This is a genomic window from Candidatus Chloroploca sp. Khr17 (assembly GCF_004138165.1).
Classification (GTDB): Bacteria; Chloroflexota; Chloroflexia; order Chloroflexales; family Chloroflexaceae; genus Chloroploca.
In genome coordinates, this window is sequence record NZ_RYFF01000070.1 from 1 (window position 1) to 19988 (window position 19988).

15 protein-coding genes are annotated in these 19988 nt (G+C 61.4%); 8 read left to right on the forward strand and 7 right to left on the reverse strand.

Annotation, left to right across the window (positions count from 1 at the left end; genetic code table 11):
- Positions 1-272, forward strand: a 272-nt coding sequence (locus EKD05_RS26070) for a hypothetical protein (protein ID WP_165360916.1), incomplete at its 5' end; no start/stop codon positions are given.
- A gap of 5 nt (positions 273-277) precedes the next feature.
- Here the strand turns inward: EKD05_RS26070 and EKD05_RS26075 are convergent.
- Together EKD05_RS26075 and EKD05_RS23050 are read right to left on the reverse strand one after the other, a co-directional pair.
- Complete coding sequence (locus EKD05_RS26075; RefSeq protein ID WP_165360917.1) at positions 278-2263, reverse strand: hypothetical protein; 1986 nt, start codon at positions 2261-2263, stop codon at positions 278-280.
- A gap of 627 nt (positions 2264-2890) precedes the next feature.
- Positions 2891-3229 (reverse strand): hypothetical protein, encoded by a 339-nt coding sequence (locus tag EKD05_RS23050; RefSeq protein ID WP_129677600.1) that lies wholly within the window; start codon positions 3227-3229, stop codon positions 2891-2893.
- A gap of 441 nt (positions 3230-3670) precedes the next feature.
- On the opposite strand from EKD05_RS23050, the gene EKD05_RS23055 reads away from it, so the two are divergent.
- The 4 genes from EKD05_RS23055 (at position 3671) to EKD05_RS23070 (ending at position 7423) form a co-directional block, all read left to right on the forward strand.
- Positions 3671-4633 (forward strand): hydrogenase small subunit, encoded by a 963-nt coding sequence (locus EKD05_RS23055; RefSeq protein WP_129677601.1) that lies wholly within the window; start codon positions 3671-3673, stop codon positions 4631-4633.
- A gap of 93 nt (positions 4634-4726) precedes the next feature.
- Positions 4727-6547, forward strand: a complete 1821-nt coding sequence (locus tag EKD05_RS23060) for a nickel-dependent hydrogenase large subunit (protein ID WP_129677602.1) — start codon at positions 4727-4729, stop codon at positions 6545-6547.
- Positions 6548-6589: 42 nt separating this feature from the next.
- Positions 6590-7075, forward strand: a complete 486-nt coding sequence (locus EKD05_RS23065; RefSeq protein ID WP_129677604.1) for a HyaD/HybD family hydrogenase maturation endopeptidase — start codon at positions 6590-6592, stop codon at positions 7073-7075.
- A gap of 6 nt (positions 7076-7081) precedes the next feature.
- Positions 7082-7423, forward strand: a complete 342-nt coding sequence (locus EKD05_RS23070; RefSeq protein ID WP_129677606.1) for a hydrogenase maturation nickel metallochaperone HypA — start codon at positions 7082-7084, stop codon at positions 7421-7423.
- 182 nt (positions 7424-7605) lie between these two features.
- On the opposite strand, the gene EKD05_RS23075 is transcribed toward EKD05_RS23070, so the two are convergent.
- Both EKD05_RS23075 and EKD05_RS23080 read right to left on the reverse strand, forming a co-directional pair.
- Positions 7606-8322 carry an ABC transporter ATP-binding protein gene (locus tag EKD05_RS23075; protein WP_129677608.1) on the reverse strand — a complete coding sequence of 239 codons (717 nt, stop codon included), beginning with the start codon at positions 8320-8322 and terminating at the stop codon, positions 7606-7608.
- 8 nt (positions 8323-8330) lie between these two features.
- On the reverse strand, positions 8331-9494 hold the full coding sequence (locus EKD05_RS23080) for an ABC transporter permease (protein WP_165360918.1): 1164 nt from the start codon (positions 9492-9494) through the stop codon (positions 8331-8333).
- Positions 9495-10886: 1392 nt separating this feature from the next.
- Between EKD05_RS23080 and EKD05_RS23090 the strand changes: the two genes are divergently transcribed.
- Complete coding sequence (locus EKD05_RS23090) at positions 10887-11387, forward strand: hypothetical protein (RefSeq protein WP_129677612.1); 501 nt, start codon at positions 10887-10889, stop codon at positions 11385-11387.
- A 25-nt stretch (positions 11388-11412) separates the two neighbouring features.
- Here EKD05_RS23090 and EKD05_RS23095 read toward each other — a convergent pair whose 3' ends face one another.
- Both EKD05_RS23095 and EKD05_RS23100 read right to left on the reverse strand, forming a co-directional pair.
- Positions 11413-12504 carry a GGDEF domain-containing protein gene (locus tag EKD05_RS23095; RefSeq protein ID WP_129677614.1) on the reverse strand — a complete coding sequence of 364 codons (1092 nt, stop codon included), beginning with the start codon at positions 12502-12504 and terminating at the stop codon, positions 11413-11415.
- Positions 12505-12558: 54 nt separating this feature from the next.
- Positions 12559-13305 carry a transporter substrate-binding domain-containing protein gene (locus tag EKD05_RS23100; protein WP_129677616.1) on the reverse strand — a complete coding sequence of 249 codons (747 nt, stop codon included), beginning with the start codon at positions 13303-13305 and terminating at the stop codon, positions 12559-12561.
- A 577-nt stretch (positions 13306-13882) separates the two neighbouring features.
- Between EKD05_RS23100 and EKD05_RS23105 the strand changes: the two genes are divergently transcribed.
- Together EKD05_RS23105 and uvrA are read left to right on the forward strand one after the other, a co-directional pair.
- Positions 13883-15172, forward strand: coding sequence for an MFS transporter (locus EKD05_RS23105; protein ID WP_240695904.1), 1290 nt, complete (start codon positions 13883-13885; stop codon positions 15170-15172).
- Between the two features lie 255 nt (positions 15173-15427).
- Positions 15428-18559 (forward strand): excinuclease ABC subunit UvrA, encoded by a 3132-nt coding sequence (gene uvrA / locus EKD05_RS23110; RefSeq protein WP_129677618.1) that lies wholly within the window; start codon positions 15428-15430, stop codon positions 18557-18559.
- 160 nt (positions 18560-18719) lie between these two features.
- Here the strand turns inward: uvrA and EKD05_RS23115 are convergent, their stop codons facing one another.
- Complete coding sequence (locus tag EKD05_RS23115; RefSeq protein WP_129677620.1) at positions 18720-19661, reverse strand: hypothetical protein; 942 nt, start codon at positions 19659-19661, stop codon at positions 18720-18722.
- Positions 19662-19988 lie beyond the last annotated feature (327 nt).

Sequence of the window (19988 nt, forward strand, 5' to 3'; positions counted from 1 at the left end):
AAGGTCAGGCTGCGCACCTCGGCGAGGTTGCTGAGCTGTTCCAGGCGGCCCTGACGACGCTGCTGCTGCTCGGTCTGTTTGCACGCGCAGGCGATCAACTCGGCGAAGCGCGGATGGCCGTAGGGCACATCGGCGACCAGGAAGCCGGCCCCACGGCACGTTGGGCACACGCCGGGCGGCGGCGGTGGCGGCTCCAGCGGCTCCAGCGGCAGGGTGGTCGGGTCGCTGCGGGATCGCAGCTGGAGGCGCTGCCAGGACGTGGTGTCGGTTGACGTGCTCATCGCGCACCTCCGGCCCCGGCGCGGCGAGCCTGCACGTGCGCCAGGGCCACCGCCGGGGCAAGCCCCTCCTCCAGATCCAACGCGAGGTACTGAATCTCCAGGTCGCTCGCATCCGGCGGAGCCAGCGTCAGCGCCTGAGCCTTCGCGTCCGCTGCCGCCTGCGCCGTGAGCAGCCCCGTCTGGGGTGCCTCAGCCTGGGGGGGATCAACGCGCCAGGTCGTCACGATCGCGCCAATGCCCTGGCCCAACGCGCGCCGCCGCGCGAAGTCGGCCTGCACCGTCGCATCGTCGAGCGCACGAAACTCGCGGGCGGCTTTGACACTGAAGCCCTGGCGGATCAGATACCGCTCCGTGGCGGTCAGCCCACCCCCCTCATCACCCGCCTGGGGGCCGGTCGCTGCGGGTGGTGGTGTGGGATCTTCATGGATCTGATTCTCTCTGATCTCATTATAAGGGGCCTTCTTTTGCCGCATCAGGACGCCCTCCGTGCGCCCACCATGCGACCGGAGAGTCGCATGATGCGACTCTCCGGTCGCATCATACGACCCCAGGATCGCATCATGCGACTCTGGCGTCGCATCATACGACCCCAGGATCGCATCATGCGACGCCAGCGTCGCATCGGCACCCTGGCCGGGCAGCGACTGCGATCCTATCGTTGCCTCATGCGACGCTGGTGTCGCATCATAGGACCCCAAGATCGCATCATGCGACGCCAGCGTCGCATCATAGGACCCCAAGATCGCATCATGCGACGCTGGCGTCGCATCGGCCCCCTGGACAGCCACCGACTGCGACTCTCCTGTCGCATCATACGACCCCAGGATCGCCTCATGCGACTCTGGTGTCGCATCGGCCCCCTGACCGGGCAGCGACGGCAATCCTACCGTTGCCTCATGCGACTCTGGCGTCGCATCATACGACCCCAGGATCGCATGATGCGACTCTCCGGTCGCATCATGCGACTCTCTGGTCGCATCATACGACCCTCGGATCGCCTCATGCGACTCTGGTGTCGTATCGTCCCCCTGGCCGACCAGCGGGAGCGCTCCGATCATCACGCCTTCCGACCCTGCGGTTGGAGGGTGATCGCCTCGCTGCGACACCAGCACTGCATCAGATGGGGGACGTGAGGCCAACACCGCCTGCTGAGTTGATCGCGAACGTGTCCCATGCGATTCTGGCGTTGCATCAGGTGGGGCGCTGGCGGCCAACACCGCCTGCTGAGTTGATCGCGAACGTGTCCCATGCGACTCTGGGGTCGCATCAGGTGGGGCACTGGAGGCTGATACCGCCTGCTGAGTTGATCGCGAACGTGTCCCATGCGACTCTGGGGTCGCATCAGCCGCCGCGAGGCTCGTCTGTTCCGCATCGTGATGCGCTCCTGAGCGTGCGCCATGCGACTCTGGGGTCGCATCAGCCGCCGCGAGGCTGGTCGGTTCCGCATCGTGATGCGCTCCTGAGCGTACGCCATGCGACTCTGAGGTCGCATCGCCGGGGAGCGGTGGCATCAGGTTGAGCAGCGCCTGCACCTCGGCCAGGGTCGCTTTGCCGGAGTTGAGCAGTGTACGCAACTCGCTCAGAACCGCCGTGTCAGTCGCGCTGCGGGCATGGGTGCGCAAATGATAGCGGCGCGTCGTCTCACCCCGGCGCGCCCAGATCAACCACCCCGCCTGCTCCAACTCCGTCAACCAGCGCTCGATACTCCGGCGGGTCGCCGGCTGCCAGGTCGCCTCCTGCGTTGCGCTGCTCGGCCCCAGCGTCCCCATCAACGTCTGCAACCGCTCCATCACCGGCGGCTCGTGCAGAAACCAGAGCCGGTGCAGCACACACCAAAGCCGAAACGCCGGGTGGCTCACCTGGCGATCAATGATCAAGACATGCGAAGCCGGGACGAAGAGCTCGTCACCGCCGAGCCGGGGGAACCCCGGTGATCCATCGTTCGCGCCGTTCTGTGGGCGCGGATCAGCAGAGACTGTCATGGAATACCTCTATGTGCAACCGTGCCATCGGTGATCGCACGGCATAACGTTGCGTGAACCAGGTCGTTGGCAAGCAATGATCCCCTTGCACCGTGCCGGAGGCAGGTGGTATAATGGGGGTGGAATATATTTTTTGCGCTCTGGAAAGCGCACGTCGGCCTCACATCAAAGGCTCTTCGACAATGCTTGCTGGCGAGTGTCGAAGGGTCTTTTGATATCTGAAAGCCTGAAGTACACCCTCATTACGGTGGCATCGCGTCCTCCTTTCCAAAACGGTCGGCACGACAAAACGGCACGGTGCGCCACAACGGAGCAGCGAGCACACAAACTATCCGCAGATAGTTGCGATCGCGGCAGCGTGTGGGTTACAGCGCCAGGGAGAGACGCGATGCGTCAGGGTATGGTATTTTGAGAGCATCCTGCAGAGATACGCCTCTTCGTGCATGAATCGGCGCAGACGCACAGCCAGGGTGTTTGACGTACCAGTGCGACTGATGGCACCGGAAACGTCCTGGCCTGGAACGCACGACGGGCACGACAGGATGAGGAAGCTCAAGAAGAATGTCTCTGAGCTTTGGTGCGCTGACCCGTCTGTTTGTCATCCGAGCATAACCGCGTCGTGACAGGCTAGGCAGCGACTTCTTCTTGCCAGGGAACATATCTACGAGGAATAGTCGTTTTCGTGAAAAAAATAGTGCATGTGCTCTCGCCAACTACTGGCGATAGTTCATTTATTCTATTACATTCAATTGTCTCCCCGGCCAGATCACGCTGCACGATCTGGTTGCGATCAAAGAGTGGATCGCGGCACAAGCGAAGGTCGCCATCAGCGATCCCAGCAAGATCGGGACGGCACTGCTGTTTGTCAGGGCAGGCGGCCACCTCGCCACCGGTCTGGTTGGCGTCGACGATGTCTTCACACTGCTGCAAGACCGCCAGCCGACGGGATTTGGCCCAGAGCGGCAACCGGCTCAGCGGCAGCTATCACGTTGGGCTGCACAGGGCGATACGTTCACGTTCATCTGCTAGGGCGATCGCATCTTCCTGCCGTGGCCGTGAACGGATCGGCGCCTCGACCGCAAAGGCCACCTGCGTGGCCTCATCCAGCCGGTGCAGGCCGGCTTTGCCCAGCGTCGCCGAGGCGTTGACGCCGACGGTCTGGACGGATGCGCGCGATCCGTGCGCAGAACGGCCCCACGAACGCAAGATGCAATCGCCCTGCTGGTTGTTCTGATATCACTTGACTACCGACCCCTATGCTGGTACATTTAGCCATTGCAGCAAATCAGGAACAACATGCTTACCGTTCGCTTATTCTGAGAACCGGTTCGTGAAATTGCCCCACCGGCGGGCCAAAACTGATCCTTTTGGTCACAGACCGATCAAATAACCAAAAGGAGGACTAGGATGCCTTCGGAGACCCCGAACCTTGACGAGCGCCTGGAGCGCCACGGCATCAGCCGCCGCCGCTTTTTGGCCTTCTGCGGCGCGATGGCCGGTGCCCTGGCGCTGCCCCGTGCGACCTACGCTAGCGCAGTTAGTGCCGCATTCGAGACGCGCCTCGCCGCCCGGCAGCGTCCGCCGTTGGTCTGGATCGAGTTTCAGGACTGCACGGGCGACACCGAGTCGTTCCTGCGCAGTAACGACCCTGCAATCGTTGATGTGCTCTTCGACGTAATCTCGCTCAACTATCATGAGACGCTGATGGTGCCCGCCGGCGCGGACGCTACGCGCTCGCTCGAGGATACGCTTGCCCAGTACCCCGGTCAGTACATCTGCGTCGTGGAGGGGGCCATCCCTATGGGTGCCGGTGGCGCCTACTGCCTGATCGGCGGGCGTAGCGCCCTCAGCATCGCCCAAGAGGTGATCGCCGGTGCGGCCGTTACGATCGCCGCCGGAGCCTGCTCGGTTGACGGTGGTCTGCCCGGTGCCCTGCCCAACCCCACCGGTGCCGTGGGCGTGGCTCAGGCCGTGCCCGGTGTGCGCAATCTGATCAACTTGCCCGGCTGCCCAGTCAACGGCGTCAACCTGATGGCTGTGCTGGTCTACTACCTGACCAACGGCAGTCCGCCGCCCCTCGACAGTCAGCGCCGACCCCAGTCGCTCTACGGCAGACGCATCCATCAGCACTGCCCGCGCCGCGAGAACGATGAGGTTCGCTTCTACGGCGACATCAACCACCGCAACGGCGGCTGCCTGGAAGAACTGGGCTGCAAGGGGCCCATTACCTACGCCAATTGCTACCGCAAGAACTGGAACGGTGACACCAGTTGGCCGATCGGCGCAGGTGCTCTCTGCATCGGCTGCACCAACGCGCACTTCTGGGACACGATGACGCCCTTCTTCGCCGGCGGCGAGGTGGATGACTGAGCGAAGCCAAGGCTTTAGGACACGCCCAACCATACATCACGCCTGCACCCAACCTCGAAAGCCACTACGAACCTTTCTAAGCTAGGAGCCCCCATGAAGCCACGCCATACCCCTGAAACGCCGACGCCCCCCGTCGGGCCGGACACGACCGCCCAAGTTGGCCAGCCCTACAAGACTTTTTTGCCCATCGTCACGAACGGCCCAGCAGAGCCAACCCCGCCCCCCGCCACCAAGCGCCTGGTGATCGACCCGCTCACCCGCATCGAGGGCCATCTGCGCATCGAGGCCCAAATTGAGAATGGCGTCGTCACCGATGCCTGGAGTTGCACGATGTCGTTTCGCGGCCTCGAGCTGATCCTCAAGGGCCGCGACCCCCGCGACGCCTGGGTCTTCTTGCAACGCGTCTGCGGCGTCTGCACCACTGTCCACGCTCTAGCTTCGCTGCGTGCCGTTGAGAACGCCCTTGGCATCAGTATTCCCGACAGCGCCCGCATCGTGCGGAACCTATTAGCCGGCTCACAGATGGTTCACGACCACTTGATCCACTTTTACCACCTGCACGGTCCCGACTGGATCGACGTCCCCGCCGCTCTGTCCGCCGACCCCGCCGCGACCGCCGCGCTCCAGCGCTCGATCTCGCCTTGGCCCAACAATACCAGTGCGTACTTTGACACCGTCAAGACTCGCCTGGGCGGACTGGTCGGCAGCGGGCAACTCGGCCTCTTTGCCAACGGCTACTGGGGCCACCCGGCCTACAAACTCAGCCCCGAGGCCAACCTGCTGATGACGGCCCATTACCTCGAGGCCCTCACATGGCAGCAGGACGCCGTGAAGATCCACGCCCTGCTCGGCGGAAAGAATCCCCACCCGCAGACCTACATGGTGGGCGGGATGGCGATCCCCCTCGACCCCAACGGTAGCACCGCGATCAACAACACGATGGTGGCGGCGCTGCGTGACCTGATGACGCGCGTACAGACCTTCGTCGAGCAGGTCTTCTTGCCCGATGTGCTGATGGTCGGCGCGGCCTATAAGGATTGGGCCGGCATCGGCGCGGGTGCCGGCCACCTGTTGGCCGTGGGCGACTACCCTGGCCGCGACGGAACGCTCTGGCTGCCCTCGGGCGTGATCACCGACCGCAATATCGGTGACGTGGCCAACCTCGACCAAGCTCGCATCACCGAGGAGGTTGCGCGCTCGTGGTACGATGATAGCGCCCCGCTGCACCCCTCGGGTGGCGTCACCGCGCCGCGCTACACCGGGCCAACCCCACCCTTCGACACCCTGGACGTGAGTGCTAAGTATAGCTACGGCAAGGCCCCCCGCTACGGCGGCATACCCATGGAGGTCGGGCCTCTGGCGCGTATGCTGGTAGCCTACGGGCGTAGCAATCCCACCGTGCGCAGCGCCATGGACGGGGCCCTCGGTCATCTCGGCCTAAACCCTGGACAACTCTTTTCAGCCCTGGGTCGGATCGTCGCCCGCGCCGTCGAGACCAAGCTCCTGGCCGCCCAACTCCCCGTCTGGCTGGGTGAACTCGAGGAGAACATGCGCTCGGGCAATCTGTCAATGCTCGACTCGAGCCGCTGGGATCCGCAAACCTGGCCGGCCAGCGCCGAAGGCTTCGGCTTCACCGAGGCGCCGCGTGGTGCTCTGGGCCACTGGATCAAGATCGAGGGCGGCAAGATCGCCAACTACCAAGCCGTCGTGCCCAGCACATGGAACGGCTCGCCCCGCGACGGACAGGGCCTGCGCGGCCCCTGGGAGCAGGCCCTGGTCGGTACGCCCGTCGCCGACCCCGCTCGCCCAGTCGAGATCCTGCGCGTCGTCCATTCGTACGATCCGTGCATGGCCTGCGCTGTACACATCGTTGATCCAAAGACCGGCGAAACCACCAGCATAAAGGTACGCTAGGGAAAGCTGAAAGCTGAAAGCTGAAAGCTGAAAGCCAGAATTATGGCACCAATCCTCATTCTTGGCCTCGGCAACATCATTCTCCGCGATGAAGGCCTGGGCGTGCGCACCGTCGAACGCTTGCTCGAACGCTATACGCTTTCCACCGAGGTCGAAGCCCTTGATGGCGGCACCCTCGGCTTGCATTTGCTCCCCTATTTAGAGGGTGTGCGCGACCTATTGATCATTGATGCGATTCGCGCCGATGAGCCGCCGGGTAGTTTGATTCGACTCGAAGGCGCGGCGATCCCGGCGGCGCTGGCCCACAAAATGTCCATGCACCAGTTCGGCCTCTCCGAATTGTTGGCGGTGGGCAGCCTCCAAGGCGAACTGCCCCAGCGTATGGTACTCTGGGGCTTGGTGCCCACAGTGATGGAACCGGGGCTTGATTTGACCGAGCCGGTCGCCGCCAGCCTCGATCCGCTGATCGAACGCATCGTCGCTGAGTTAGCCGCATGGGGCGTGACCTTAACGCCACGCTTGGCATAACATCCTATGCACGAACTTGCCATTACCGAAGGTCTGCTCAAGGTGGCGGTGGGCGCTGCCGACGGGCGGCGCATCCGCTCAATTAGCCTAGTGATCGGCGCACTCAGTAGCGTCGTTGATGATTCGGTGCAGTTCTACTTCGACATTCTCAGCCGCGAGAGTGCGGCTGAGGGTGCCCAACTGGTCTTTCGGCGCATCCCGGCTGATGGCATCTGCCTCGCGTGCGGCACGACCACGCTGGTGACGCCGCCGTTGCCGCTGGCCTGCGCCGCCTGCGGTTCGCGCCAGTTGCGGGTGACCGGCGGCGACCAATTCCAAGTCGAGAGCATTGAGGTTGATGATCCGTAGCGCAAGCGTAACCCGCCCGGTTGTCACAGGTCAACAAAGGGGCTGAGCAGTTCATGCCAGAAGCGCTGGGCCGCATACGCAGTGACCCACTGATTCTCCAAGCTCTCGGTCAGGCCGAGCTGCGCGGGGAGCGCAGGGTCTGGGCGGGGGCGGGCTTGTTGTCGCTGCGTCCTAGCCGACCACTAGCCGATCTGAGCAAAAACAGCGATCTCTTCGCGGGTGGTCAGCACGCGGGTCACCCGCCCATCCTCCAGCCGGACGATGCGATCGGCGTAGATGCACATGCGTGGGTCGTGGGTAACCATGATCCCCGCCCGTCCCTGCGCGTGGATCAGCTGAGCAAGGATCCCGGCAACTTGGTGCGCCCGTTCCGAATCGAGGCTCGCCGTCGGCTCGTCGGCCAATACGATGCGCGGCTCGTGGACAAGCGCTCGTGCGATTGCAACTCGCTGCTGCTGCCCTCCTGACAGCTCCGAGGGCAGGTTGTTGAGCCGGTGCTCTAGCCCAAGCTGGGTGAGCAGTTCGATGGCTCGCGCCCTGCCCTGGCGGTCGAGCCGGCCGTTGAGCCGCAGCATCAGTTCGACGTTTTCCCGTACGGTCAGGTAGGGCACCAGGTTGTGGGCCTGAAAGGTGAAGCCGATCTGCTCGAGGCGGAAGGCCGCGAGCCCGGCCTTGCCAAGTGAGCTAAGGCTGCGCCCCCCGATCACCACCTCGCCGGCGTCGGGCAGCAGCAGACCCGCCAAGAGGGCCAGCATGGTCGTTTTCCCTGAGCCGCTTGGCCCGATCAGGGCGACAAACTCGCCGGGTTCCACGGTGAGCGTGAGGCTGTCAACGGCCAACACCTCGATGTCGTGGGTTCGGTAAAGTTTACTCACCGCCCTGGCCTCAAGTGCGCTCATGGTGCCTCCTATGCGCTCAGGCCCAGGGCCCGCAGCGGTTCGATCTTCAGAATCGTGCGCACCGCCATCAGGGCAGCGATGGGGCCGGCTGCCAGAATCGACCCAATGGCGACCCCTATCTTTGCGCCGCTGAACACCAGTGGAATGCCCGTCGGGAGGGCCTGGGCCAGCAGCCAGACCGCGACGAGGCCGACGCTGAGCCCGACCAGCAGGGTGAGCATAATTTGGAAGAGCAGGGCACCAACCACCGTCCAGCTTGAGGCACCGATGGCCTTGAGCATACCGATCTGGGCCACTTTCTGGAGGGTCTGGATCTGAAAGAAGCTGCCAATGATCAGCACGACGATCACGAGCACAAAGCCCTGCTGGAGGCTAAGGGTCGCCTGCATATCCTGGTAGCCCTGCGTCGACTCGTAGGCGGTCACCGGGTCGATCAGTTCAACATGCGCAACGTGCCGCATCACCTCGCTGGACACCGTCGCCAGCGGCACGGTACCATCAAGCTGAACGGCGGCGATATTGAAGGTGATCTCATTGTCGCTCCCCCCCACCTGCTCTTGTGGCCTAATCTTGTCCCAGCGCTGCAACGGGACGAAGATCGCGGGGCTGAAGTTGATCTTGCTCCCACTGGTAGCGCCCACCACCCGAAGGTTGTAGTGCTGCTCCTCCATGCCTTGCACGACCTTTAACGTGATCGTGGTGTCGCGGGACAGGCCGAGCCGTTCGGCAATGTGCTGATCGACCACTGCCTCGGCAGCACGGCTGTTCGTGAGCGGGGTGCCGCTGAGCGTCGACGGTGCCCCAGGCGCACCGGGCTCGACGCCGATCAAGGCGATGTCAAGCCCCGTGCGGGCGACCCCATCCACGGCGATAATCGTAGCGCTACTGACCCCGATAGGCCCCACGGCGAGCACACCGGGCACGCGCCGGATGGTGTTCAGCCGCGCGCGGCCGAGGCGGCTTGCGGGGATCTGGTAGTTGACATCGGACTGGAAGGCGATCAGGCTCGCGTCGAGACCGTCGAGGTACTCGCTGGTGCTCTGGGCGAGGCCATCGCCCAGAGCTGCGGTGAAAAGAACCAGGATGGTGATAAGGGCGACGATCAGGAAGACTACCAAGAATCGTAGCTTGTTGCGCACGATCTCGGTGACAGCTAGGTAGAGCGAGCGCATAGGCGCGATCCTTTCTTTCATCGGATTATACGCTTGGTACTGCGGTGCGTCAAGACACCCCTGGCTCATGCCTCAGGGCGATGGCATCTTCTTGCCGTAGCCGTCAACGGCGCGGCTCCTGGGGAGCGAAGGCCACCTCCGTGGCCTGATCCAGCCAGCGAAGGCCGGCTTGGCCCTGCGGAGCCGAGGCATTGACGCCGACGATGGGGGCGGAGGGAGGCGATCCGCAGGTCTGGCGGCATACATCAACGCAAGCGGAAGCCCCGCTGTCACACGCCTGACCCGGCTCTATCAGGCTGACGTGAAAACTATCGCCCTGTCTGGACTCCTCGGCGACCTGCTTGCACCCTGGCAGTGCGAGGGCTAGGGTATGCTTGAACGTCTCCTCATCCTCGTAGCCCTCACAGCGGTGATTGGTGTGGTCTTGGTGCTGCTACGTCAGCACCAAGCACGGCGACTCGCGGTACTGGCTGCACAGCGCCCCTTCGCTGGGATCGCTCCCGTGGGGTACCCCACGGGAGCGATCCCTGCTCGGCGCACTTCTGCTCAATCAGCCGCCGACCGTCGACGGCAATCGCATCCTTCAACACGGCCTTATAGAATGGCAACAACCGCAAGGATGTTCGCTGCTTTGGCTAAAGCCAGCGAGAAACCCGCCTCACCGCACGTCCTCATGGTTTTACAGGAAATGATCCGCTATGCGCCCGATGCCGTGGGGCGAAAGCCCTCGGCTAGGTGAAGCGAAGCCCGCCTGCGCGGGCTAGACCGGATTCATTTCTGGAAGACCATAAGGGCGGCGGCTTGCGGCGGGTTCCCAGCGGTCAGGCGATTGATCGTGCAAAAGTAGCAAGTTCACGGTTGAAGCGTTCAGCTGCTTCCCAAAACGGTGTATGCCCAACGCCTGCGTAGAGCGAAGAGCGAGCTCTGTGCGTGGGGCATCAGGCGTTGATGGTGTTCGGCCATCGCCGAAAGCACAATATCCTGGGTGAAGAAACCCAGCATGAACGCCCAAGGCTGGTGATCACCGCGTGCAGATCATCGGCCCAGATGCGGGAGTCGCCGTAAGCTTCCAGTGGTTTGCTCGAATGGCCGTGACCAAAGAAACCCCGTCGCTCGATTCTTGTACGCTGGGGGATCGGCGCGATCACCATCACCGTCGTCAACCAAGAAACCTGGAGCAACCAGGAGGCCGGGGCCGTCGCGCCGGCGCAGGCAACGGTGCGGGTGCGCTCTACGCTGCGGTGGGATGCGAGCGTGGAGAGATGGCTGATTGTCGAGACCAGTCAGATGCTGTTGTGATTTGGGGAGTGCGTAAACCGAGACCGTTTGCTATAATGGGTTGAGATCCACTACCCTGCAAAGTAAAGACGAGAAGCGACCTCACAGGTCTTGATGATGGCGTCCCAAAAAACTGACATCACCCAGGGCGATCGGCTTACCACCGGCGATATCAGCAGCACGGAGATTGCCATTGACTGCGGTGCGCAGAGCAGCGTGCGTCGCGTGGACACGGATGGCGGTGGCTATAGGGATGAAGCGCTACCATTGGAGTTGCATATGCTACGTACCCACCTTGAGACTGCGATCCAGGTTGCTGAACAACGCCTCGTGCTTGCGACCGGCGGGGCAAATCTCTGCCAACTGCAACGCGATGGCCGGGTGACCGGCGGCGTCAAGTACGATGAAGGCTGGCTTGTGGCGCTGGTGACGTTGCGCCGGAGCCTGCGTACCGAGGCCGAGGATGCTCAGGTTGTCGCCGAACAACGTGCTATTTGGCAGGCAGCCCTTGGGGAACAACAGCAACGCACCCCACCCTCGCTCCCCTGGCTTGCCTATCGCCAGGGTGGAGTGGATGCGCTTGAACAGTTGCGTTCGTTCGCCAACGCAACGTGACCTCTTGCGCACCAGGCTCACGAACTCAGATGATGCGGTTGCGCCCAAGCTCTTTTGCATCGTAGAGGCGCTTGTCGGCCTGGCTGACCAGCGCTTCGCTGCTGAAGCCGACGCCGGCTTCGCTGCTTGCCGCGATGCCGGCACTGAACGTGACGGTGATGCGCTGCCCTTCAAAAATACAAGTCTGTTCGTCGAGCCGTTCACGCACGCGCTTCATCAGTTGCGCCATTGCTTCGTGATCGAGATTCAGCGCAATGACGATAAACTCTTCGCCACCATAGCGACCAACGAGATCGTAAGGCCGACAACTGCTGCTCAGGAGTTGCGCAAATTGTTGAAGCACATAATCGCCGCCCTGGTGTCCATAGGTGTCGTTGATCTTTTTGAAAAAATCGAGATCAATCAAGGCAATGGCAAAGTCACGGCAATTCCGCTCATACTCTTTCATCAGCTTCTCGAGCCGTTCAAAGATGTAGCGACGATTATAAATTCCGGTCAGATCATCGTGGATCGAGATCCGATAGACCTCTTCTTCGGCCTGTTTGCGGTCGGTGATGTCGATCAAAAGCCCTTCGAGCGCCTGGATCTGGCCCGCCTCGTCACAGACAAAGGCCCCCTGCTCAAAGATCCACTTTTCACGCTGGGTCGCCGCGATCAGCCGATATTCGAGTTGTACTGGCGTGCGCTGCGCACTTGCGGCTTGCCACCCCTCCCAGACCCGCTCACGGTCTTCGGGGTGGATTAGATCGTTGTATGCAACTTTCTGATTGTAGAGTAGCGCTTCGCTCGGGTAGCCCGTCAGCTTGAAACATCCTTCCGAGACAAATTCCATCGTCCAGTCACGATCAAAGCGGCAGCGATAGGCCACCCCCGGCAAGTTGGCAATCAAGAGCGATTTGCTGCGCTCGCTTTCGCGCAGCGAGGCGTTGATCGTTCTGATCCGCATGCTCCAGTAGAACCATACTCCCGCCAGTACTGCCAGAAGCCCCGCTATGCGCAACAAGAGGCCATAATCGAAGGGTTGCACAACCGTGATGTTGACATGCCGATTGGTGATCGCTTCGCGTTCGCGGGGCGTGATCGTTGCAATGCCCTTGTCCAGAATATCGCGCAGCATGCGCTCATCTTTGAGCACCCCGATGCGTAATCGGTTGACATAACTTTCGGGTGCCTACCCCGCGATTTTCAGATTGAAGAGCCCCTCTTTGCGGATCGTATAGGCCGCAATCGTCAACGAGCGGAGCGTCAGATCGGCTTCACGATTCGAGACGGCCTGGAAGACCTCGTTCTCACTCGGCACGGTTACTACTGCCAGATTTGGAAAGTCGCGCCGTACCCGTTCTTCCACCGACGTGCCGCTGGGCAACACAATTGTAGTATCGCTGAGCTGCGTTGCATCAAAAATAAAGGGATGCTCTTCACGGGTGATAAAGACATTGGGGTCAACCAGCAGTGGCTCGGTAAAGATGAGCCACGCTTCGCGGGCGGGCGTCTGGTTGAGAAAAGGGAGCAGATAAACCTCGCCGGCCTGCGAGAGTTCAAGCGCTTGATCCCAATCGCGGGCGATCACATAGGCAAACTCGACGTCGAGCCGCTCGGCCAGCAGGTCAAACATATCAGCTGCAATGCCGACAAATTTGCCTTGCGCATCAATTTGCTCATACGGAATCCAGTCAGGATCAGGCGCAACAGTGATTGGTCCAAGCGCATCGAGGTAGGCGCGTTCGGTTGGGGAAAGCTCGACCTTGACGGTTGCGACATCTGCTTCAATAGGCGGCTGACCGAGCGTAGGGTTGACGCCAGATTGCCAGAAGAGCAGCACCCCCACGGCCATCACGCTCACAAGCCCTACCGCAGCGAATATAAGCCGGAGACTCCGCTGTGATGAGCGACGATCTGAATGGTGCAAAGTTTGCATAGATTTGGCTTCATAGAGGTATAGAGGTAAGCTACCCCAATAGGATAAACGCTCGCGCCGATGCTAGTTTGCCAACAGTATCTTTCAAAGAAGGCGGTTGTTTTGAAGCAAAGACGCAACGTTACCTCCCAGGTCTGGCAGACCTGGGAGGTCTCGCCTTGACAAAACTTGTAGGGCGATTGCATTCTTGCTGCCGTGGCCGTGAACGGCTCGGCTCCTGGGCAGCAAAGGCCACCTGCGTGGCCTCATCCAGCCGGCGAAAGCCGGCTTTGCCCAGCGTAGCCCAGGCGTTATCGTCTTTCAGAAATGAATCCGCTACAGCCCTCGAAGGTGGGCTTCGCTTGCCATAGCCGAGGGCTTTCGCCCCACGGCATCGGGTTCAGAGCGGATCATGGACTGCAAAACCATGACGCCGACGGTCTGGGCGGATGCGCGTGATCCGCGAGCATGGCGGCACGCACCAGTGCAAGATGCCATCGCCCTAACAAAACCTGTGCAAAGGGTTGACAGAACTCGTGCGGTGTGCTATATTGTGGGTGGGACATTTCAGGCCGCAAAGCTTTTGAGGAAACCAATCGTGAAAAATTCGCGTTCACCCTTAATTTTTATCTTTCTCACCATTTTTATTGATTTGTTGGGCGTTGGCATTGTGCTGCCACTGTTGCCTTTCTATGTGAAAATGATCGAGGCGAATAGCCCGGCGTGGATGGCGGCCAACTATGCGCTGGTCGTTGGGGCGTTGACGGCTTCGTATTCGCTCTTTCAGTTTCTCTTTGCGCCGATCCTCGGCGGTCTCTCGGATCGCTTTGGTCGCCGCCCGGTGTTGCTCTTGAGCCTGACGGGCGCTGGTTTGTCGTATGTGCTCTTTGGCCTGGCTGACCGCTTCGAGCCACTCGGTGCGACGGCGGTGCTGGCAGTGCTCTTTGTGTCGCGCATTGCGGCAGGCATTACCGGCGGCAGCATCAGTACTGCTCAGGCCTACATCGCCGATATTACGACGCCCGAGACCCGTGCTCGCGGAATGGGCCTTATCGGTGCCGCCTTCGGTCTTGGCTTTATGCTTGGCCCGGCCATTGGCGGTCTGCTCAGCACGATTAGCCTGAGTGCGCCGGCCTTTGCTGCAGCGACCCTGATCTTTGGCAGTGTGATCTTTGGTTACTTCACCCTGCCCGAGTCGCTGCCAGTCGAGCGCCGCACGCAGAAGATGGGCAGCCTCAATCCGCTTCGTCGTCTTTCGGCGGTCGTTCGGCGCGAGAGCATTCGCCCCTTGTTGATGGGCATTCTGCTGCTCAACCTGGCCTTCGCTGGTCTGCAGAGCAACTTCGCGGTCTTTACCGAGAGCCGTTTTGGGTTCGGCCCGATGCAGATCGCCTTTCTCTTCGCCTTCATCGGTCTGATGGCGGTGATTATGCAGGGCTTTCTTATCCGCAAGCTTGTGCCGATGTTTGGTGAGGCGCGTCTGGCCGTGACTGGTTTAGCGCTGATGACGGTGGCGTTTGTGGGCATTGCGTTTGTGCCAGTCGCCTGGATGCTCTACCCGATCCTGGCGCTGCTCTCGATTGGCAGTGGGATGGCGACGCCGAGCCTGACAAGCCTGATTTCGCGCAGTGTTTCGGCTCAGGAGCAGGGCAGTGTGCTCGGTGGCACGCAGGCAATGAACAGCTTGACGATGATTGTCGGGCCGCTTATGGCTGGCTTTCTCTTCGACACGGTTGGGCCGCTGGCCCCGTATCTCACTGGCTCGCTCTTGATTGGGAGCGCCGCCATCGTGCTGACCCTGGTGCTTCGTCCACAACTGGTTGGTGTGCCTGCCCCGCAGAAGGCTCCTGCCCCGTTGCGCGTCGAGGCGGAAATGTCGGGCGATTGACCGATTGTTGCCCCGGCCAAGGTGTGGTATACTGTAGCACGGCTGTTCCGAAAAATCGCAGGAAGGACACGGCATCGCCGTGTCCTTCCGTTCGGCGGTCACGCTGGTACGGTGTCTGAAAAGCCTTGTCGAAAACCTTGTCGAACGAACAACGTACAGGTTCCCAGACACACGAGGATCGGACAGCATCACCTGTCGCGGCTTCGTGTGTCTGGTGTCTTGGTGCATTGGCGTGAGTAGTGGGAATACGCACGTATGGCCAGAGATAAGATTCTTATCAAGGGTGCCCGTGAACATAATCTCAAGGCGGTTGACCTTGAGTTACCCCGCGATCAACTTGTTGTTTTGACTGGCGTCAGTGGCTCGGGCAAGAGCTCGCTTGCCTTTGATACGCTCTATGCGGAAGGCCAGCGCCGGTATGTCGAAAGTCTTTCGGCCTATGCGCGCCAGTTTCTCGGTCAGATGGAGAAACCCAAGGTTGATCTGATCGAGGGTCTTTCGCCAGCGATTGCGATCGAGCAGAAGAGTGCGAGCAAGAATCCGCGTTCAACCGTCGGCACCGTCACCGAGGTCTACGATTATCTGCGCTTGCTCTTTGCCCGCGTTGGTACACAGCATTGCCATCAGTGCGGGCAACAGGTCGCCTCGCAGAGCGCCGAGCAGATGGTTAATCGGGTGCTCGAGTTGCCGCCTGGGACGCGCTTTCTCTTGCTGGCCCCCCTTGTGGCTCAGCGCAAAGGTGAATATAAGGATATCTTCGCTGAGGCGAAGGCCGAGGGCTTTGTGCGGGTGCGGGTGGATGGCGAAATCCGTACGCTCGATGAGGAGATTCGGCTCAATAAGAAGGTGAAGCATACGATCGAAGTGGTCGTTGATCGCCTCGTGATGCCTGACCCTGAGGCTGCGACGCCCGCCGCTGCGCCCGTTAGCGCGACCATCGGCGTGGCGCAGGCCGCTGCCGGCAGCGACTACGAGGCCTTTGTCACTCGTCTCACCGACAGCATCGAGCAGGCGCTCCGTGTTGGCGAGGGCAGCGTCATTGTGAGCGTGCAGGCTCCTTCGGTTGCCTCCCGTGCAACCGACGTTGTTCAGGCCCCTCCTGAAGAGTGGCTGATGAGCGAGAGCAATACTTGCCCCAACTGTGGCATCTCGTTTCCCGAGTTGACGCCGCAGATGTTCTCGTTCAACTCGCCGCAGGGGGCGTGCCCGTCGTGCGCTGGTCTCGGGACGCGCCTTGAAGTTGACCCGACGCTGCTGGTGCCCAATGGGTTGCTCTCGCTCAATCAGGGGGCCGTGACCTACTGGGGCGAGTTGCGCAAAAAGACGGATGCCTGGTCATACAAGACGATTGTTGGGCTTGCTTCCCACTATGAATTTAGCCTTGATACGCCCTGGGATGAACTGACCGAGCGGCAGCGCGAGGTGATCATTTTTGGCAGTGGCAAAGAGAAGGTGCGTTTCTCGTGGGCCAGCGAGAATGGCAGTCGCGGCGAGTTCTATCGCCCGTGGGAGGGCGTGGCCGCCGAGATCCGGCGTCGTTTTATGCAGACCGGCAGTGATATGGCTCGCGAATACTATTTGCAGTATATGAGCGAGCAGCCTTGCCCCGAGTGCCACGGTGCCCGTCTCCGCCCCGAGAGCCGGGCAGTGCGCGTAGTTAATACGACGATCACCGAGGTTGGGGGCAAAAATATTCACGAGGCGCATGCCTGGGTGCTGCACATCGCTGGTCGCACCGAACTGCCTACGCCAGACGAAGAGTCGACGTTGCTCAATCCGACGCAGTTGCAGATCGTTGATGATGTGCTGAAGGAGATCCGCGAACGTCTCGGTTTTCTGTTGAATGTTGGCCTGCACTATTTGAGCCTGGGGCGCCCGGCCCCGACGCTTTCCGGAGGCGAGGCGCAACGCATTCGTCTGGCCTCGCAGATTGGTTCAGGGCTGGTCGGGGTAATGTACATTCTCGATGAACCGAGCATCGGCCTCCATCAGCGCGATAATCGGAAACTGCTCGACTCGCTCTTGCGGCTGCGCGACCTTGGCAATACGCTGATCGTCGTTGAGCACGACCTTGAGACGATGCAGGCCGCCGATTGGATCGTCGACTTTGGCCCTGGTGCCGGGGTCAAGGGCGGCGAGGTCGTCGTCAGTGGCCCACCTGCGGTGATCGCTGCGCACCCTAGCTCGCTGACGGGCCACTATTTGAGTGGTCAGCTTGAAATCGCGATCCCCGCAACGCGGCGTAGCCCGTTGCTCACTTCAACGATTGCGCGTCGCCTTGATAAGACCGCCGCCTCGCTGCCGCAGCGACGGGGCAAGGCATCGCAGCGGATCGCCGCAACGGCCCCGCTTGAGGGGGAAGAAGCCTGGTTGAGCCTTGAGGGCGCAACGCTCAACAACCTCCGTGAGGTCAGCGTTCGCTTCCCACTCGGCACCTTCATCGCCGTCACAGGGGTCAGCGGCTCGGGCAAATCATCGCTAATCACCGAGACGCTCTATCCTGCGCTGGCCAACCGGCTCAACAAAGCGCAACTAAAACCAGGGCCATATGCGGCGCTCAATGGGCTTGAACATCTCGACAAAGTGATCGACATTGACCAGCAGCCAATCGGGCGCACCCCGCGCTCGAATCCGGCGACCTACGTCAAACTCTTCGATCTGCTGCGCGATCTCTTTGCCAATACTGCCGAAGCGCGTCTGCGCGGCTATGCCGCCGGTCGCTTCAGCTTCAATGTCAAAGGTGGGCGCTGCGAGACCTGTGAAGGCAATGGTGAGATCAAAATTGACATGCAATTTCTTGCTGACGTATGGGTACGTTGCAATGAATGCAAAGGCAAGCGCTACAACCGCGAGACCATGCAAGTCAAATACAAAGGCAAATCCATTGCCGATGTGCTTGAGATGGACGTGCAGACGGCGCTCGAATTTTTCGACAACGTACCGCGGGTGCGGCGCATCTTGCAAACCCTGCACGATGTCGGGCTCGACTATGTCCGTCTTGGGCAGCCGGCGACCACCCTTTCGGGCGGCGAGGCGCAGCGGGTCAAACTGGCGAAAGAACTCGCCCGCGTTGCGACGGGGCGCACCATCTATATTCTCGATGAGCCAACGACGGGGTTGCACTTCGCCGATGTTCAGCACCTGCTCGACGTGCTACACCGGCTCGTTGATGCAGGCAACACCGTCATTGTGATCGAACACAACCTCGACGTCATCAAAACCGCCGACTGGGTCATTGACATGGGACCCGAAGGCGGCGACGGCGGCGGCTACGTCGTTGCCACCGGCACCCCCGAGCAGGTCGCCGAGGTCGAAGCCTCGTACACCGGGCACTTCTTGCGCGAGGTTCTTCACCATGCGTTACGGGCTGATGCCCTCAAAACGTAAGGGCTGGCTGGTTATAGAAGCCAGCCCGGATAAAGTCGAACTAAGGCGTTTTGCCTTATCAGGACGCCCTTCCCAGTACAGGTGAAACCCTTTGAGGCGAGCCCTTCGCGGCGTGCCAGGGAGAACGCAATCAGCACCGTCTCCGGGTGATCCGGCATCGCTACCCCGCTCGCACCACTGGCGCAATTATCCACCAGAAGATGGCCCACGCGATGAGCGCCACGCCGATCTGCAAGGCCATCAGGCCTACCGACGGCCAGACGCCACCAGCGAGCGTGATCAGCGCGGCGTAGAGGATCGCGGCCAGCACCGCCCCGCCGAGCGCCGCGGCGAGACGCATCACCAGCGTCCAGGTCGGCTGTGTCCACAGCGCGAGGGCGAGCCCCACCGACCCAAAGATCAGCCCGCTGTACAGAAGCGTGTAGAGGAGGGGCATCCACTCGTAGCGATCGAGCACATTGTTTGCCTTGAACGGCAGCATCACCGAAAAGAACGCCAGCGCCGGGTTGATCGCCAGCCGATTCGGCAGAACCTGTCCATCAACGGCCGCGTGCAAAATCCCGCGCTGATAACTCAGCCCGATTGTGCGCGGCTGATCGGTGGCGAGCAACTCGGGCAGCACCAGGGCCGGCATCGCGTGCTCATTGGTCGCCACCGTGCGCAACCGGATCAACAGGTGCTGTCGATCCTGCGTCAACGCCAAGTTCGGATGGTCGGACTCATCGCCGTTGATCGTGAGCAGCCACCCCCACTGGGACTCGTTCCTGGGCGTGAACGCCACAACCAGGCTAAACTGCCCGGCTTCTTGGAGCGCTGTATTCAGTGCCGCGCTCGCGTCAGGCGCGAGTGTCAAGCGTTGCTTCGCGTCCAGCTTGACGCCCGCCGGGCTAGCGTCAAGCGGGGTCGATGTTCCCAGTTTGTCAGTTGCGCTGTGCGCTGGAGGAGACCGCTGAACACCAGTAGCGCGCCCACCACGAGCGTCGCTACCAGCGCGAAGCGACGTGGGGATAAACAGCAGCACATTGTCGGACATGTCGTCGTAGTCGCTGGTACTTGCGAGGAAGCTTTTGACAATCGCCCCCACACGAACGGTATGCTGCAAGTTGGCGCTTCGCGATGATGCTCTTGCCGCGATGATTGCGACGGCTGAGGCGTTTAACGCGGCAGCAACCTACTGTGCTGGGGTGGCGTGGGAGGTGGGCATAGCTCCATTCTTAGCTTCGCTACGAGAAAAATGGCCTGCATCGAACTCGGTGCCTCGGTGCCTCAATGGTTGGCCTTCTGGCGCTCGTAGATCAGGCCCCGCTCGATCTTTCATCAACAAACAGGTTGAAGAAGAGCGACAAGGAGACGATCTTAGCGCCACACGAGCGGCAGATACGCGGTCGGGATATGCACGACGATCGCGGCCGACTCGCCGCCGCCCGGC

What these genes read in the sequence shown, in the direction of transcription:
- EKD05_RS23080 (WP_165360918.1), bottom strand. Translation starts at nt 9,494, where the DNA reads ATGCGCTCGCTCTACCTAGCTGTCACCGAGATCGTGCGCAACAAGCTA.
- EKD05_RS23065 (WP_129677604.1), top strand. Translation starts at nt 6,590, where the DNA reads ATGGCACCAATCCTCATTCTTGGCCTCGGCAACATCATTCTCCGCGAT.
- EKD05_RS23060 (WP_129677602.1), top strand. Translation starts at nt 4,727, where the DNA reads ATGAAGCCACGCCATACCCCTGAAACGCCGACGCCCCCCGTCGGGCCG.
- EKD05_RS23055 (WP_129677601.1), top strand. Translation starts at nt 3,671, where the DNA reads ATGCCTTCGGAGACCCCGAACCTTGACGAGCGCCTGGAGCGCCACGGC.
- EKD05_RS23070 (WP_129677606.1), top strand. Translation starts at nt 7,082, where the DNA reads ATGCACGAACTTGCCATTACCGAAGGTCTGCTCAAGGTGGCGGTGGGC.
- EKD05_RS23095 (WP_129677614.1), bottom strand. Translation starts at nt 12,504, where the DNA reads ATGCTGCGCGATATTCTGGACAAGGGCATTGCAACGATCACGCCCCGC.
- EKD05_RS23075 (WP_129677608.1), bottom strand. Translation starts at nt 8,322, where the DNA reads ATGAGCGCACTTGAGGCCAGGGCGGTGAGTAAACTTTACCGAACCCAC.
- uvrA (WP_129677618.1), top strand. Translation starts at nt 15,428, where the DNA reads ATGGCCAGAGATAAGATTCTTATCAAGGGTGCCCGTGAACATAATCTC.
- EKD05_RS26075 (WP_165360917.1), bottom strand. Translation starts at nt 2,263, where the DNA reads ATGACAGTCTCTGCTGATCCGCGCCCACAGAACGGCGCGAACGATGGA.
- EKD05_RS23100 (WP_129677616.1), bottom strand. Translation starts at nt 13,305, where the DNA reads ATGCAAACTTTGCACCATTCAGATCGTCGCTCATCACAGCGGAGTCTC.
- EKD05_RS23090 (WP_129677612.1), top strand. Translation starts at nt 10,887, where the DNA reads ATGATGGCGTCCCAAAAAACTGACATCACCCAGGGCGATCGGCTTACC.